At 69.0% G+C, this 12,749-nt stretch carries 21 protein-coding genes; 2 read left to right on the top strand and 19 right to left on the bottom strand.

The window, feature by feature from the left end; translation table 11 throughout:
* Positions 1–2: 2 nt before the first annotated feature.
* From ACY0MJ_RS14130 to ACY0MJ_RS14100, 7 genes are all read right to left on the bottom strand, one after another.
* Positions 3–266, bottom strand: coding sequence for a hypothetical protein (locus tag ACY0MJ_RS14130; protein WP_462639115.1), 264 nt, complete (start codon positions 264–266; stop codon positions 3–5).
* Between the two features lie 31 nt (positions 267–297).
* Positions 298–699, bottom strand: a complete 402-nt coding sequence (locus ACY0MJ_RS14125; protein WP_462639114.1) for a DUF4345 family protein — start codon at positions 697–699, stop codon at positions 298–300.
* 40 nt (positions 700–739) lie between these two features.
* Positions 740–1,147, bottom strand: a complete 408-nt coding sequence (locus tag ACY0MJ_RS14120) for a cupin domain-containing protein (protein WP_462639113.1) — start codon at positions 1,145–1,147, stop codon at positions 740–742.
* 49 nt (positions 1,148–1,196) lie between these two features.
* A complete protein-coding gene (locus ACY0MJ_RS14115; RefSeq protein WP_462639112.1) occupies positions 1,197–2,072 on the bottom strand; it encodes an amidohydrolase family protein in 876 nt (291 codons plus the stop codon).
* The gene (locus ACY0MJ_RS14110) at positions 2,069–2,899 is read right to left on the bottom strand and encodes an amidohydrolase family protein (protein ID WP_462639111.1); all 831 of its coding nucleotides are present in this window, start codon (positions 2,897–2,899) and stop codon (positions 2,069–2,071) included. The genes ACY0MJ_RS14115 and ACY0MJ_RS14110 overlap by 4 nt, the downstream gene beginning before the upstream one ends.
* A gap of 2 nt (positions 2,900–2,901) precedes the next feature.
* Positions 2,902–3,891, bottom strand: coding sequence for a Bug family tripartite tricarboxylate transporter substrate binding protein (locus ACY0MJ_RS14105; protein ID WP_462639110.1), 990 nt, complete (start codon positions 3,889–3,891; stop codon positions 2,902–2,904).
* Positions 3,892–3,976: 85 nt separating this feature from the next.
* On the bottom strand, positions 3,977–4,879 hold the full coding sequence (locus ACY0MJ_RS14100) for a LysR family transcriptional regulator (RefSeq protein ID WP_462639109.1): 903 nt from the start codon (positions 4,877–4,879) through the stop codon (positions 3,977–3,979).
* A 125-nt stretch (positions 4,880–5,004) separates the two neighbouring features.
* Between ACY0MJ_RS14100 and ACY0MJ_RS14095 the strand changes: the two genes are divergently transcribed.
* Together ACY0MJ_RS14095 and ACY0MJ_RS14090 are read left to right on the top strand one after the other, a co-directional pair.
* Entirely contained in the window at positions 5,005–5,970 is a 966-nt protein-coding gene (locus ACY0MJ_RS14095; RefSeq protein ID WP_462639108.1) for a tripartite tricarboxylate transporter substrate binding protein, read from the top strand.
* Positions 5,971–5,981: 11 nt separating this feature from the next.
* Positions 5,982–6,866 carry an amidohydrolase family protein gene (locus tag ACY0MJ_RS14090; RefSeq protein ID WP_462639107.1) on the top strand — a complete coding sequence of 295 codons (885 nt, stop codon included), beginning with the start codon at positions 5,982–5,984 and terminating at the stop codon, positions 6,864–6,866.
* On the opposite strand, the gene ACY0MJ_RS14085 is transcribed toward ACY0MJ_RS14090, so the two are convergent.
* The 12 genes from ACY0MJ_RS14085 to ACY0MJ_RS14030 all read right to left on the bottom strand — a co-directional run bounded on the left by ACY0MJ_RS14085 (position 6,867) and on the right by ACY0MJ_RS14030 (position 12,516).
* Positions 6,867–7,151, bottom strand: a complete 285-nt coding sequence (locus ACY0MJ_RS14085) for a hypothetical protein (protein ID WP_462639106.1) — start codon at positions 7,149–7,151, stop codon at positions 6,867–6,869.
* A 91-nt stretch (positions 7,152–7,242) separates the two neighbouring features.
* On the bottom strand, positions 7,243–7,746 hold the full coding sequence (locus ACY0MJ_RS14080; protein ID WP_462639311.1) for a GNAT family N-acetyltransferase: 504 nt from the start codon (positions 7,744–7,746) through the stop codon (positions 7,243–7,245).
* Between the two features lie 17 nt (positions 7,747–7,763).
* Positions 7,764–8,204: a VOC family protein gene (locus ACY0MJ_RS14075; RefSeq protein WP_462639105.1), complete on the bottom strand. Its 441-nt coding sequence runs from the start codon at positions 8,202–8,204 to the stop codon at positions 7,764–7,766.
* Between the two features lie 18 nt (positions 8,205–8,222).
* Positions 8,223–8,990, bottom strand: coding sequence for a hypothetical protein (locus ACY0MJ_RS14070; RefSeq protein WP_462639104.1), 768 nt, complete (start codon positions 8,988–8,990; stop codon positions 8,223–8,225).
* 16 nt (positions 8,991–9,006) lie between these two features.
* Positions 9,007–9,759 (bottom strand): AAA family ATPase, encoded by a 753-nt coding sequence (locus tag ACY0MJ_RS14065; RefSeq protein ID WP_462639103.1) that lies wholly within the window; start codon positions 9,757–9,759, stop codon positions 9,007–9,009.
* Between the two features lie 53 nt (positions 9,760–9,812).
* Positions 9,813–10,154: a YciI family protein gene (locus tag ACY0MJ_RS14060; RefSeq protein ID WP_462639102.1), complete on the bottom strand. Its 342-nt coding sequence runs from the start codon at positions 10,152–10,154 to the stop codon at positions 9,813–9,815.
* Between the two features lie 10 nt (positions 10,155–10,164).
* Positions 10,165–10,458: a YciI family protein gene (locus ACY0MJ_RS14055; protein ID WP_462639101.1), complete on the bottom strand. Its 294-nt coding sequence runs from the start codon at positions 10,456–10,458 to the stop codon at positions 10,165–10,167.
* Between the two features lie 501 nt (positions 10,459–10,959).
* Positions 10,960–11,193 (bottom strand): DUF6429 family protein, encoded by a 234-nt coding sequence (locus ACY0MJ_RS14050; RefSeq protein ID WP_462639100.1) that lies wholly within the window; start codon positions 11,191–11,193, stop codon positions 10,960–10,962.
* A 124-nt stretch (positions 11,194–11,317) separates the two neighbouring features.
* Positions 11,318–11,563 (bottom strand): DNA polymerase beta superfamily protein, encoded by a 246-nt coding sequence (locus tag ACY0MJ_RS14045; RefSeq protein WP_462639099.1) that lies wholly within the window; start codon positions 11,561–11,563, stop codon positions 11,318–11,320.
* A gap of 183 nt (positions 11,564–11,746) precedes the next feature.
* Positions 11,747–11,968 (bottom strand): type II toxin-antitoxin system HicB family antitoxin, encoded by a 222-nt coding sequence (locus ACY0MJ_RS14040; protein WP_462639098.1) that lies wholly within the window; start codon positions 11,966–11,968, stop codon positions 11,747–11,749.
* A gap of 42 nt (positions 11,969–12,010) precedes the next feature.
* Positions 12,011–12,274 carry a Txe/YoeB family addiction module toxin gene (locus tag ACY0MJ_RS14035; RefSeq protein WP_462639097.1) on the bottom strand — a complete coding sequence of 88 codons (264 nt, stop codon included), beginning with the start codon at positions 12,272–12,274 and terminating at the stop codon, positions 12,011–12,013.
* A complete protein-coding gene (locus tag ACY0MJ_RS14030; RefSeq protein ID WP_462639096.1) occupies positions 12,271–12,516 on the bottom strand; it encodes a type II toxin-antitoxin system Phd/YefM family antitoxin in 246 nt (81 codons plus the stop codon). Before ACY0MJ_RS14030 ends, ACY0MJ_RS14035 begins: the two co-directional genes overlap by 4 nt.
* Positions 12,517–12,749: the final 233 nt, after the last annotated feature.

Genomic DNA, 12,749 nt, shown 5'->3' with positions numbered 1-12,749 from the left:
GCTCAGTCCAGCACGAACACCATGCCCAGCGCGCCGAACGACAGCGTGCGCTCGCCGGCCGTGGTGTACGAGGCCAGCCCCAGCGAGTGGTAATTGGACGCGAACGCCTTGAGCGCGCCCACGCCCAGCGCCCGCGCGATCGGGCTGCGCTGCCCCGTGGCGTCGCGGATCTTGTCGCGGTGGCGTTCGGGCGAGGGATTGAGCAGGAAGGCGAGCAGCAGCACCGCGGCGGCGATCGCCAGGGGGATGAGGGTGGTCTTTCGCATCGCTGCTCATCCTAACGCCGGATCCCGGCGCTCAGCCCTGCATTCGACGGGCGCTGAAGCCATGCGCCACGGCCATGATGACCGGCAGCAACAGTTCGGGGATCAGGTAGGCGAGCCAGAGCGCCGCCGGCTCCGGCAGGCCGACCTGGCTGATGGAGACGAGCCGCCCCGTGCCGGCCAGGAAGACGCCGAGCGCGAGCAGGTACACCAGCACGCCCTGCTCGCGGATCGTGACGGCGGCCCAGGCGGCGATGAAGCCCGTGGCCAGGTACACCCCCGCCATGAAGCGGTGCACGTTGTCGAGGCGCGGCGAGGTGTCCGGCTGCCCGAGCACCATCTGCAGCGATCCGCCCAGCACGGCGATCACCGAGACGATGAACAGGCAGACCTGGACGACCCGTTGGCTGGGCGAGAGGGGAAGCGCGGAAGCCATGGCGGTCTCCTGGTGGCGCGGCGAGGGACCGCCGCGCGGGTCAAGCCCCGCCGCCGGGAACGCGGTAGGGCTCGACGCGATCTTGTTCCGCCGGATGGCTCCTGGCAACCACCGCCCGCGCCGGCTCGGTGGCGCTGAGGTTGGTCGCGTCGTGCGGCACGCCGGGCGGCACGAACAGGAATTCGCCGGCGCGGCTCACGACTTCGTTCTCCAGGCGCTGCCCCCAGCGCGTGCGGACCGTGCCTTCCAGCACGTAGATGCCGGTCTCGTAGCCCACGTGCACGTGCGGCTCGGCCTGCGCGCCGGGCGGGATCACGACCAGGTGCATCGACAGCCCGGAGGCGCCGACGGTCTGGCCGGAGATGCCGATGAAGTACGGCAGGCGCTGGCGGGTGAGGACTTCGGTGTCCGGGTGGATGGCCTGGACGGCGGAAGGGGAGGCTTCCATGGCGGCGGCTCCTGGGAGGGCGCGGGGTGGCGCACACCTTACCAGAGCCTCAGGCCGCCGCCGGCTCCTTCCACCCCAGCAACTGCGACAGCGCCCGCCCCATCACCCACGGCAGTTCGTCCCCCGGGATGAAGTCCAGCTCGCGCAGGAAATGGTCGACGGCCTCGCGATACGAACACGGCAGGCGCGACACGTCCGAGCCCCAGAACATCCGCTTCGGCCCGAAGTGCTCGTACACGCGCTTCAGGTGCGGCTTCAGGTTGGCGAAGGGATAGTCCTGCGTGCTGTAGCAGGGCGCGGCCGATGCCTTGACCGACACGTTGTCCAGCGCGCCGAGGCGCAGCATCGCGTCGAGATCCGCGAAGCAGGCGTCGTCGCGCAGGTCGCTGCGGCGCCCCAGGTGGTCGATGATCAATTGGAGCTTCGGGTGGCTGCGCGCGATGCGCTCCACCGCATCCATCCGGCCGGGGATCAGCAGCATCAGCGGGATGCCCAGGCGCTCGCAATCGTCCCAGAACCAGTCGATGGAGCCGTCGTCCAGCCAGCCGCTCCACTGCGGCTTGTGGAAGGTCATGCGGATGCCGGCCATGTGCGGCTGCGCGCGCCAGGACTGCAGCGCCGTGCGCGCATCGGGCGCGCGCGGGTCGAAGCGGCCCATCACGGCGAAGCGTTCGGGGTAGCGCGCCGCCGCCTCCAGCGCCGTCTCGTTGCAGTCGCCCACCGGCGACGGCGGCACGATGACCGCGCGGTGCACGCCCGCGGCATCCATCATCGCCACCATTTCGTCGGCACCGATCGGCTCGGCGCGATGCGGCCGCGCGCCGGGCACCGCCACGAAGGACGGGCTGGCGCGGTTCTCCTCGGGCCAGGGCCGGTCCGGCCGGTGCGCCTCCCACACGTGGACCTGGGCGTCGGTGATGATCATGCGAGGCTGCGCGGGTTGCGGAAATAGAGATCGATCGCGTTGAGTCCCAGCACGCGGCGCATCGCCGGATCGGGCACGGCTTCGTCCAGCCATGCGATGGTGCTGGCGTAGGTGGTGGACTCCACGCCCACGAAGGGGCAGTCGCTCGCCCACAGCATGCGCTCGTAGCCCACGCGCCGGCACAGCTCGCGGGCCAGTTCGGCCGCGTGGTCGCCCAGCCGGTAGCCCGCCGACAGCTTGACCCAGGTACGCCCCTTCTCCACCGAGCGCGTCACCGCCTCGAAGCCGGCGCACTTCTCGCGCAGGACGGGGTCGGGCCGGCCGATGTGGTCGATCACGATCTTCACGCCCGAGCGCTCCAGGTGCGGGAGCACCTGCGGGATGCGCGGGCCGTCCAGGTGCAGGTGCACGTGCCAGTCGAGGTCGGCCAGGCGGTACAGGAACTTGCGGTAGTCGAAGCTGGTGAGGTCGGGCAGCTCCTGCATGCTGATGAAGGGCAGCCGCACCCCGACGAAGCCCTGCCGCGCCAGTTGTTCCAGCTCGTGCCGGCTGGTGGAGGGATCGAGGATGGCCGTGCCGCGCCACAGCGGGCGCGTGCGCAGCGACTGCGCGACGTAGTCGTTGCAGTCGCCCCAGGGGCTCGCCGCGGCGATCACGCAGCACTTCACGCCGTGCTCGTCGAGCGTGGCTTCCAGCTGCTCCGCGGTGAATTCGTAGCCGGGGCTGTGCCGCGGGTTCGGCAGCAGCGGCATGCCTTTGCGGAAGACGTGCACGTGCGCGTCCACCAGCGGCGCATCCGGACGCGCCGTGTTGCGAATGGGGAGCATGCTCAGATCTTGATGTTCGCCTGCTGGATCACCTGCGCCCACTTGCGCCGTTCGCGCTCGAACACGGCGGCCATCTCGGCGCGGGTGCTCGCCCGCGGCTCCACGCCCAGTCCGAGCAGGCGCTGGCGCAGGTCGGGGAGCGCCATCACGTCGCGCATCGCGGCGTTGAGCGTCTCCAGCACCGGCTCCGGCGTGCCCTTGGAGGCATAGAGCGCGTTCCAGCCGGTGACCTCGTAGCCGTCCAGGCCGGCTTCCTTCACCGTTGGCACCTGCGGCAGCCAGGGCGTGCGCTTCGGTCCCGTCGTCGCGATGGCGCGCAGCACGCCGGCATCGATGCCGCCGCGCAGGGCGGCATAGGACTCGAAGCCCACGTCGACGTCGCCGCGGCGCAGCGCGGTCTGCACCTCGCCCGAGGTCTTGAAGGGCACCAGGGTGGCGTCGACCTTGGCGACCGACTTGAACAGCTCGCCGGAGAGGTGCTGCGTGCTGCCCGGATTGATGGTGCCGATGGTCAGCTGGCGCTTGCGCCCTGCGGCCAGCAGCGCCTTCAGGTCGGTGAACGGGCTCTCCTTGGCCACCAGCAGGTTCAGGTCGAAGCCGGCCAGCGAAGAAACCGGCAGGAAGTCCGTCTGCGGGTCGTAGGGCAGCTTCAGCAGCGTGGTGGCGATCGTCGTGCCGTTGCTCAGCAGGATCAGCGTGTAGCCGTCGTGCGCGGCGCCGAGCACCGACTGCGCCGCCACGATGCCGCCGGCGCCGGGCCGGTTCTCGATGATGACCTGCTGCCCCAGCTTCTCCGAGAGCTTCTGCGAGGTCAGGCGCGTGGAGATGTCCGCCAGGCCGCCGGGGCCGAAGGGCACGACGACGCGGATCGGCTGCGAGGGGTACTTCTCCTCGGCGCGCACGGCGCCGGCGGCGGCGATGCTGGCCGCGCCGGCCAGGGCGCCGAGCACGACGCGGCGGCGCGCCGCATCAGGTGAATCGGGATGGTGCATGGGGTCTCCGAAAACGATGCGGGCAGTCTACGGAGCGCCCTCCCCCGGGCACAAATGAATTGTTTGGCGGGCGGATGCACGCCGTTCATGGCGCGGCCGCGATGTGCTCGCGCACGAGCGCCATGGCCGTCTCGGCCAGGAAGCCCTCTTCCGGGCGCAGCGCGACGCCGGGGCGCGTGACCACGCCCAGCACGCGGCTGATCTCCGGATCGGCCACGGGCACGACGGCCACGCCCTCGCCGGCGCGCACCGACAGGCGCGGGACGATCGTGAGGCCGAGGCCCCCGCGCACCATCTCCACCGCCATCGCCGTGCGCTGCGCCTCGTAGCGCCAGTGCAGCTGCTCGCGCAGCGGCCCCAGCGCGTCCTCGATGGTCATGCTGTTGCCCGCGGGCAGGCTGATGCGCACCAGCGGCTCGCCCACGAGCTCCGGCCAGGCGATGCTGCTGCGCCCCGCGAAAGGATGGCCGGCCGGACACGCCAGCACGAAGGGCTCGCGGGCGAGTGCCTGCACCGCCAACTGGTCCGGCACGCCCTGCGCGATGGTGATGCCGAAGGCGGCGGTGCCCGCCTGCACCAGTTCCGCGATCTCCGCCGGTGGGCTGTCGAACAGCCGCACCTGCACGTGCGGCAGGCGCTCGGCCGCGCGCCGCAGCAGAGGCGCGAGGATGCGTACCGACACCGTGGGCAGGCAGCCGAAGGCCACCCAGCGCGTCACCTCGCGGCCATGCCGCCGCACGTCGTCGAAGGACAGCTCCAGCTGCTGCACGGCGGCGCGGGCGCGCGGCAGCAGCGCGTTGCCGGCCTCGCTGAGCGTGACGCCGCGCGACGTGCGCACGAGCAGTTCCACGCCCAGGCTCTCCTCCAGCTTGCGCATGCGGTGGCTGATGGCCGTCTGCGACAGGTGCAGGCGCGCCGCCGCCATGGCGAAGCTGCCGCTCTCCGCGACGGCGAGGAAGGCCTGGATGCCGAGGAAATCGATCTGCACGAAGCGCGCTCCACTGGATGTGCTGCCAGCCCGCGAGTATGAAAGAGGTTCATCCCCCGCGCGAACAATTCATTTGCCGGCGCTCGCGCCGCCATGCTGTACTCGCCGCCACCCGAGGAACCTCCATGCTGCCATCCCTTCGCTCCCTGCTCCTGGCCTGCGGCATCCTGGCCGCCGCCCTGCCCGCCGCCGCCGCGTGGCCCGACAAGCCGATCCGGCTGGTGGTGCCGTTTTCTCCCGGCGGCACGGTGGACGTGGTGGCGCGCGCGGTCGCGACGCAACTGGGCAAGCAGCTCGGCACGCCCGTGGTCGTCGAGAACGTGCCCGGCGCCGGCGGATCCATCGCCACGCAGAAGGTGGCCAGCGCGCCAGCCGACGGCAACACGCTGCTCTTCACGACGCCGAACCACACGATCAACCCCGCGCTGATGGCCAAGCTGCCGTTCGACGCCGACAAGGACTTCGCGCCCGTGTCGGTGGTGGGGCAGATCCCCGAGCTGCTGGTCGCGAGCGCCGGCCAGCCTTTCAGCGACATGGCCGGCTTCGTGCGCTACGCGCGCACGCACCCCGGCGAGCTGACCTACGCGTCGGCGGGCAACGGCACCCTGCCGCACGTGACGATGGAGTTGCTGCTGCAGCGCCTGGGCCTGCGCGTGACGCACGTGCCGTACAAGGGCGCCGCACCCGCGCTGAACGACCTGCTGGGCGGGCAGGTCGCCGTGAAGCTGGACACGATCGCCACGTCCGCGCAGCACATCAAGTCGGGCCGGCTCAAGCCGCTGGCCATCGCGGGCCTGCAGCGGTCGAAGCTGATGCCGGACGTGCCCACCATCGCGGAGTCGGGCGCGCCGGGCTACCAGGGCATCCTGTGGATGGGGATCCTCGCGCCCGCGGGCACGCCCGGCGAACGCGTGGACGCGCTGCACCAGGCGATCGTGCGCTTCTCGCACCTGCCCGCGTACGAGCAGCAACTGTCCGCCAACGGCGTGGACATCGTCGCGAGCGACCCGGCCGGCTTCCGCCAGCAGATCCGCGCGGAACTGAAGCAGTGGGCCGAGGTGGTGAAGGCCGCGGCCATCCACATCGACTGAGGCCGCGGACGATGACGAGCACGCCCCCGCTCACGCAGCCGCCCGACCCGCACCCGCGCAAGCCGCGCACGCCCTGCCCGCCCGGTGCGATCGACTGCCACATCCACCTCTTCGGGCCGGCGCGGCGCTGGCCCTTCCACCCGGACAGCAAGTACAGCGCGCAGGACGCCCTGCCCGCGATGCACATCGCCCTGCAGGAAACGCTGGGACTGGCCGGTGCCGTGATCGTGAGCGGGGGCGGCTACGGCATGAACACCGCCCACCTCGAGGAGATGCTGCAGGCGGTCCCCGGGCGCTTCAAGGGCGTGGCCCTGCTGCCCCCGGACGTGACGCGCGCGGACCTGCGGCGGCTGGACGCGCTAGGCGTGCGCGGCGCGCGGTTCGTGAGCCCCGGCCACCGCGGCGCCCTGCCCCGGCTGGATGCGCGCATCGCGGGACTCGTGCACGAGCTGGGCTGGCACGTGCAGTTCTATCCGGCCGGCGACGACCTGCTGCAGAACGCCGAGGCCCTGCAGGCGCTGCCCAACGACGTGGTGCTGGATCATTTCGCGGCCATCCCGGCCGCGGGCGGCACGGATCAACCGGCGTTCCACTGCCTGCTGCGCCTGCTCGACACCGGCCGGTTCTGGGTCAAGCTCTCGGGGCCCATGCGCTGCACGCCCGGCGACTATCCCTATGCGCCCGTCACACCCATCGCCCGCGCGCTGGCGGCGCATGCGCCCGAGCGGCTGGTGTGGGGCACGGACTGGCCGCACGTCAACATGAACGGGCGCGGCATGCCGAACGACGGCGACCTGTTCGACCTGTTGGCCGAGTGGGTGCCCGACGAGGCGACGCGGCGCCGCATCCTCGTGGACAACCCGAGGCAGTTGTACGGCCCCTTCGGCGGCGCCTGATCAGCCGAAGTGCCGGCGCAGGCCGAGCCAGAGCAACTGCAAGGCCACCAGCGCCAGCGGAACGCCGACGGCGGCAGCGACTGCGCGCACGGGCGTGAGCCGCTCGCTGCGGAACACCTCCCAGCACGAGAACGCGGCGAGCACGACCGCCGCATCGAGCGCCACGGATCGCAGAGGCCCGCCGCCGTGCCAGGCGCTGGCCCAGTCGGTGAAGAAGAGCAGCCCGTAGGCCGAGAGCGTCAGGGCGGCGCAGAGCGGGAGGAGGAACTTCCGGGGGATTTGCATGCACCTCGATCGGCGGACTACGCCGCCCAGCAGCCCGCAGGCCTTGCCCATCCGCCGGTCATGTGGGACGCCTCACGGACAAGCCAGCCTGTCAGGCCGTCGCGTCGAACGCTTCATGGTAGCTGACCTCGCCGTGTGGCACGGCGCCTCCGAGGGACAGGGCCTGGAAGTACTCCGCAGGAACCCCCGGCAGGACGAGCGCCGGCTCGGCGGCGAAGCCGAAGCGGGCGTAGTAGGCTGGCTCTCCGAGCACCACGCATCCGGAAGCGCCCAGGGCATCCAGCTCCGCCAGTGCATGCCTCACGAGGAGAGTTCCGATGCCCCTTCCTTGTCCTTCGGGAGCCACGGAGACGGGACCGAGTCCGTACCAGCCGCGCGTCCCGTCGGAGATCGTCACGGGCGAGACGGCGACATGCCCGATGACCTCCCCTCCGTCCTCGGCGACGAGCGAAACGGCAAGGCGCCCGGCGCTGCGGAGCGCGCGGACGATGAAGTGCTCTGTGTGGCTCGTGTGAGCGGCCTCACGGAAAGCCGCGACGGTCACGGCGTCGATCGCCGCTGCGTCCGATGCGGATTCCTTTCGCACGAGGACCATGCGCGGTCGCGAGGTGCTCAACTCCCGAGCTCCTGCGCCAGCCCGATGAGGATGCCTTCCGGCCCGCGGATGTAGCAGAGGCGATACGCGTCGCCGTACCGGACCACCTCGCCGACGACCTCCGCGCCGAGCCGGCCGAGGCGGGCGAGCGTGGCGTCGATGTCCTCCACGGCGAACATGACACGCAGGTAGCCGAGGGCGTTCACCGGGGCCTTGCGATGATCGGAGGCCACCGGCGGCGCGAGGAAGCGCGAGAGCTCGAGCCGGCTGTGACCGTCCGGCGTCCGCATCATGGCGATCTCGACGCGCATGTGGCGCAATCCGGTGACGCCATCGGCCCAGTCGCCTTCGATGGGCGCGCGCCCCTCCAGCTGCAGGCCCAGTTCGGTGAAGAACGCGACGGCCGCATCGAGGTCTTCCACCACGATGCCGACGTTGTCCATGCGCTTGACGGTCATGCTGTCTCCGCGCCCGCTTCAGGCGTGGCCGTATTTTGCATAAGCCTCCGATCGCGCAAGCCGCGGCGCACGGATGGTCCCGCCGCCCGCCGGTTCGCCCCCGAGCGGATCGACGTAGTCGCGCTCACCGGAGGACCCGGGGCGCAGCTGGTACACGCCGATGTTGAACATGAACACGCGGTCGGACAGCGCGTTGAACCAGTGGACGTTCTGGTGTTCGTCGGAAACGGTCGACACCGCTCCCGGGCCGGCCTGCACGTCGTCGAGCGGCCGGATCAGCATGTGCGTCGCGGTCGCCTCGAGCTTGTCGAAGTGCCGCACGCGCGCCTGGCCGGCGAGCACCATGTGCATCGTGGCCAGGTTGTGATGCCCGTGCGGCACGACGGCCGTGCCCCGCGCCAGCGTGAAAAGGAAGGGCCGGAACGTCAAGGGCTGCAGCTTGCCGGCATCGTCGAGGAGGTAGAGCCTCTCCATTCCCTCGCCTTCCGCGGGGAAGCGGGCGCCGGCCGCCAGCGCTTCGAAATCGAGCGAACGCAGCAGGTCCGCCAGGTCGAGAGCGCCCAGGGACTCCTCCACCTCGCGCTGCCAGGCCAGGCCCCCGGTCTTTCCCGAGGCCAGCGACGCCGATGCGTCCTCCAGCCGGCGCAGCCAGGGGCGCGCACCCGATTTCAAGCTCCCGCGCAATGCGCCGGCCCGCGCGGAGTGCTGCAGCAGGCTGGCCGCCAGCAGGGCCTGGAGCGTCCGGGCCGAGAAGGAACGGCGGGTGAGCTGTTCGAGAGGCTGCATGTGCGTGTCGAAGCGGTCAGGGATCCGGGGCCTCGGCGTCTCCCCCGAGAAGCTGCTCCAGCCGCCGGGGGTAATTGTTCAGGAAGTCCCGGGTGACTGCAAAGTGCTCGGTCTCGTCGTACGTGGTCTCGGTGGCCCCCGACCGGTCGAACTGGATGATCCTGGCGTGCGGATAGGAAAGCAGGATCGGAGAGTGCGTGGCGATGATGAACTGCGACGAATCTTCCACCAGCTGGTGGATGGCGCTCAAGGCCGCGAGCTGGCGGTTCGGGGAAAGGGCGGCTTCCGGTTCGTCCAGCAGGTAGATTCCATCGCCGCGCAGCTTGTTCAGGAGCACTGCCATGAAGGACTCGCCGTGCGACTGGCGGTGCAGCGAGCGGCCGCCGTAGCCCTCCAGGTAGCCCGTCTCGTCCATGTACGTCGCCACGTTGAAGAAACTCTCGGCCCGCAGGAAGTAGCCGTCCCTCGGCTTCGGCACGCCGCGCGCAAGCCGCAGGACGTCGTGCAGGGGCGAGACCGACTCCGCGGTCTTGAACTGCACGTTCCTCGTTCCGCCCTCGCTGCCGAAGCCGAGCGCAAGCGCCAGCGCCTCCAGGACGGTCGACTTGCCCGCGCCGTTTTCCCCGACCAGGAAGGTCACGTTGGGATGGAAATCGAAGTTGCCGAGTTCTCGGACCGCCGGGATGGAGAACGGGTAAGCGTCGTAGTCGATCTCCGCATCCGGGCGGAAGGAGGCGCGGATCAGGTACGGCTTGGTGCGCTTGGGCATGGGTTCCTTGTAGCGGCCGACCAGGCTCGCGGCCTTCGTGGCGCTCGCTCCGGTCAGCTCTCGGGGTCGTACCCGAACTCGCGGAGTTCCTGCGAGCAGCGGCAGGCCTTGGCGATCTTCGCCGCCCACCGGACGGCGGCTTCGCGCGACGGGAGTTCCAGGACACAGAAGCCGCCGTCGAACTCCCGGGTCTGCGGGTAGGTCCCGCTCGTGACGGTGCCGTCCGCCGCGACCATCACCGGCGCCACCTCGGCGTTGATGCCGCCGCCGAACACATAGACGCCGGCATCCTTGGCCTCGCGGATCACCGCATGCGACGCTTCGCTGACGGCAGCCATGTCGCCGCCGGCGACGTCCATCGCCGACGCGGGGAAGGAGATCAGGTACTTCGTCATTGCCGGTCCCTCACACCAACACCTTTCTCTCGAGCGCCTTGCTCCAGTAGAGGACCTCGACACCCTGGCGCAAGCCGCATGCGTGGAACGGATCCGACTTCATGAGTTCGAGCACGGCCTCCTTCGACGCGGATTCGACCACCCACAAGCCGCCCTTGGGGACGGCCCCCGGATCCGGGCGGAGGGAGCCGGCCACGAGCACAGTGTCCTGGTGCTCCGCCAGCCAGTCGATATGGGCCTGCAGGTACTCGGCACGGAGCGCGCCGTGGCCGGGTTTGTCGGTGAAGAGGACAGCGAAAAGCATGGGCGGCGCGAGGTGAGCTCTAGAGGAATGTGCTGGAGCGCTCGGGTCCTGGCTGGAAGGCTGCCCAGCGTGATCGGCAGTTCGTTCCGTCTCCTCTGGCGAGGGGACGGCAGTGTCCACTGACCCGTCAGGCATCGAGCGCCTGCGCCTCGAACTCTATGCCCCCGATGTGCTTGAAGAGCAGGTTGTACACCGCACAGGCGATTGCGACGGAGACATACCCCATCACCAGGTACATGACCGGCATTGCGCGGAGAAAACCGTGCGATCTGCTGCTTCATGGAAATGGCGCCTCCCCGCGCCGGTGAGTGCAATCCGCCTTCCCGCCTGGCCACCTTGCCGCAACGTTTCCGAAGTCGACCGGCCTGTCAGCCCTCGTTCCCGCGCCTTGCCAACGCATACCTTAGCGCGACCAACACCAGCGCACCGCAGAAGAGTGCCCCAATGCCGAAGGCCACTGGCTCGTTGCGGCAAGGGGCCGCACGGGGCAAACGGGTTGACTCATGCTTCGTTCTTGCCGAAGAGTTCTTTGAACAGCCGCTCCGACTCGGCCAGTCCTGCATCGGTGAAAACCACTGACTTGGTCTTGTTCACCGGGTCGCAGATGAAGCCCTTCTCATAGAGCCGGTTCATCACGTCCCAATCGAAGGATTTCCAGGAACGGTACTTGTCATGGAGCGTCAGGTACAGCAGCGCAAGCACGGCGCGGTCGATCTTTTCCTCGTCAACGTCCATGGAAATTCCTTCTCGAACGCGCCGATTATCCTCCGCCGTCCCCGGAGCCGCCATCAGGTCACTTTCCAACGGCACTGTGCGGCCCCTTGCAGAAACGTGCCTGTGTCGACCGAGAAGTCAGGTCTCATGCGCATACTCCAGGTGGGGCCCACGTGCCTCTTAGTACTGTACGGAATACCTCTGAGATTACAGAGACGTTACCTGTACGCTCGCTCCTGGAAGGGGTGAGTTGCTCGAGCCGGTCGAGCTCTACTTCGATGAATTTCTGGATCGCTGGGATGTGCGGTGACAAGCCCATTTCCGGCGAGCGCCGCTTCACCTCCAGGAGGTCTTGAACGGCGGCCAGGAACTCTTTGTCCCTTTCTGCCACTCCCAGGAGACGATACCGGCCTGTTATCCCTAATGCCTACGCGATCTCCAGTAGCCCGGCTTGCGCCGGAACGGAGCGACAGCGAGAGCAACGATTTCGTTGCGGCGCCGTACATACACCTCAGAGAAAGGGAAGCGCCTGGGAAAGACGCGCCTCGTCTTGAACAGGTACGGCGAGCGGATTTCAGGGAACTCCGCCGCAAGGGCTACGGCGCGCTGCCGTGCTCACACCAGGAGGGACAGGGAGACCGTCTTCGCGGAAACCCGCGAGATGGAACACGATGGCCTCGCGAATCTCCGATTCGACTTCCGCGATGGTTGTGCCCGTGGCGATGCAGCCCGGAAGATCCGGGACGTATGCGGAGTAGTTGCCCTTCGCCTTTTCGATCACGATCGCGTAGCGCATAGCCGCTCGGCTTCCCCGGCACGGTAACCCGCCCAGGTTTGGTCACTCATAGTGAGTCCACATTCGAAGGACACGAACCGTGCGTTCCTTCTTGAAAACCTCGTATACCAGCCAGTGCTGGATGTTGATGCGTCGAGAGTACGCACCCTCCAAGTCGCCAACAAGCTTTTCGTAGGGAGGTGGATTCTGGAATGGATCCTGCGCCAGCACGTCCAGCATTTCCTGCGCCTTCTCCCTCAGACCCACCGCCGACAGCTTCTTTGCGTCCTTCAAGGCGTGCCTGGCGAAGACGACCTGCCACTTCACCACTTGACTTCTCTGACACTCTTCTCGAGAGGCTCAGCCATGCCCTTCTTGATCGATTCACGCATGCCAGGCACAGACAGCAGATACAGCGTCTCCTGGATTGCGTCCCAATCCTCGGCCGAAACCAGAACGGCGCTACTGCGCTTCCCCGCAATGACCACCGGCCGATGAGACTCGTTTGTCTCGTCAATCAGACGGTACAGGTTGGCGCGGGCTTCACTTGCGGTGACGGGGTTTGCCATGGGTGCTCTCCGATGAGCACAAATCGTACGCTTATTCGTACGTCAAGTCAAGAACGGCGCTTGGCGAGCTCTAACGTAAAGGTGACCGGCACGTTGGGGGGGGGGGGGGGGGGGGGGGGGGGGGGGGGGGGGGGGGGGGGGGGGGGGGGGGGAGGGGGGGGGGAGGGAGGGGGGGGGGGGGAGGGAGGGGGTGGAGCCGGGCGTACGCAATCCTCCGGTACACCAGCCCGTCC

The sequence above is a fragment of the Ramlibacter sp. bp-362 genome, assembly GCF_054956735.1.
Note: the sequence above shows the minus strand (reverse complement) of the source record. Positions and strands in the feature narration are given on the sequence as shown.

Bases quoted from the DNA above. Each gene is read 5' to 3' on its own strand.
- ACY0MJ_RS14095 (WP_462639108.1), top strand. From the start codon at position 5,005: ATGCTGCCATCCCTTCGCTCCCTGCTCCTGGCCTGCGGCATCCTGGCC.
- ACY0MJ_RS14125 (WP_462639114.1), bottom strand. From the start codon at position 699: ATGGCTTCCGCGCTTCCCCTCTCGCCCAGCCAACGGGTCGTCCAGGTC.
- ACY0MJ_RS14065 (WP_462639103.1), bottom strand. From the start codon at position 9,759: ATGCCCAAGCGCACCAAGCCGTACCTGATCCGCGCCTCCTTCCGCCCG.
- ACY0MJ_RS14090 (WP_462639107.1), top strand. From the start codon at position 5,982: ATGACGAGCACGCCCCCGCTCACGCAGCCGCCCGACCCGCACCCGCGC.
- ACY0MJ_RS14050 (WP_462639100.1), bottom strand. From the start codon at position 11,193: ATGGACGTTGACGAGGAAAAGATCGACCGCGCCGTGCTTGCGCTGCTG.
- ACY0MJ_RS14055 (WP_462639101.1), bottom strand. From the start codon at position 10,458: ATGCTTTTCGCTGTCCTCTTCACCGACAAACCCGGCCACGGCGCGCTC.
- ACY0MJ_RS14070 (WP_462639104.1), bottom strand. From the start codon at position 8,990: ATGCAGCCTCTCGAACAGCTCACCCGCCGTTCCTTCTCGGCCCGGACG.
- ACY0MJ_RS14120 (WP_462639113.1), bottom strand. From the start codon at position 1,147: ATGGAAGCCTCCCCTTCCGCCGTCCAGGCCATCCACCCGGACACCGAA.
- ACY0MJ_RS14040 (WP_462639098.1), bottom strand. From the start codon at position 11,968: ATGCGCTACGCGATCGTGATCGAAAAGGCGAAGGGCAACTACTCCGCA.
- ACY0MJ_RS14085 (WP_462639106.1), bottom strand. From the start codon at position 7,151: ATGCAAATCCCCCGGAAGTTCCTCCTCCCGCTCTGCGCCGCCCTGACG.
- ACY0MJ_RS14030 (WP_462639096.1), bottom strand. From the start codon at position 12,516: ATGGCAAACCCCGTCACCGCAAGTGAAGCCCGCGCCAACCTGTACCGT.
- ACY0MJ_RS14105 (WP_462639110.1), bottom strand. From the start codon at position 3,891: ATGCACCATCCCGATTCACCTGATGCGGCGCGCCGCCGCGTCGTGCTC.
- ACY0MJ_RS14115 (WP_462639112.1), bottom strand. From the start codon at position 2,072: ATGATCATCACCGACGCCCAGGTCCACGTGTGGGAGGCGCACCGGCCG.
- ACY0MJ_RS14080 (WP_462639311.1), bottom strand. From the start codon at position 7,746: ATGGTCCTCGTGCGAAAGGAATCCGCATCGGACGCAGCGGCGATCGAC.
- ACY0MJ_RS14110 (WP_462639111.1), bottom strand. From the start codon at position 2,899: ATGCTCCCCATTCGCAACACGGCGCGTCCGGATGCGCCGCTGGTGGAC.
- ACY0MJ_RS14075 (WP_462639105.1), bottom strand. From the start codon at position 8,204: ATGACCGTCAAGCGCATGGACAACGTCGGCATCGTGGTGGAAGACCTC.
- ACY0MJ_RS14130 (WP_462639115.1), bottom strand. From the start codon at position 266: ATGCGAAAGACCACCCTCATCCCCCTGGCGATCGCCGCCGCGGTGCTG.
- ACY0MJ_RS14060 (WP_462639102.1), bottom strand. From the start codon at position 10,154: ATGACGAAGTACCTGATCTCCTTCCCCGCGTCGGCGATGGACGTCGCC.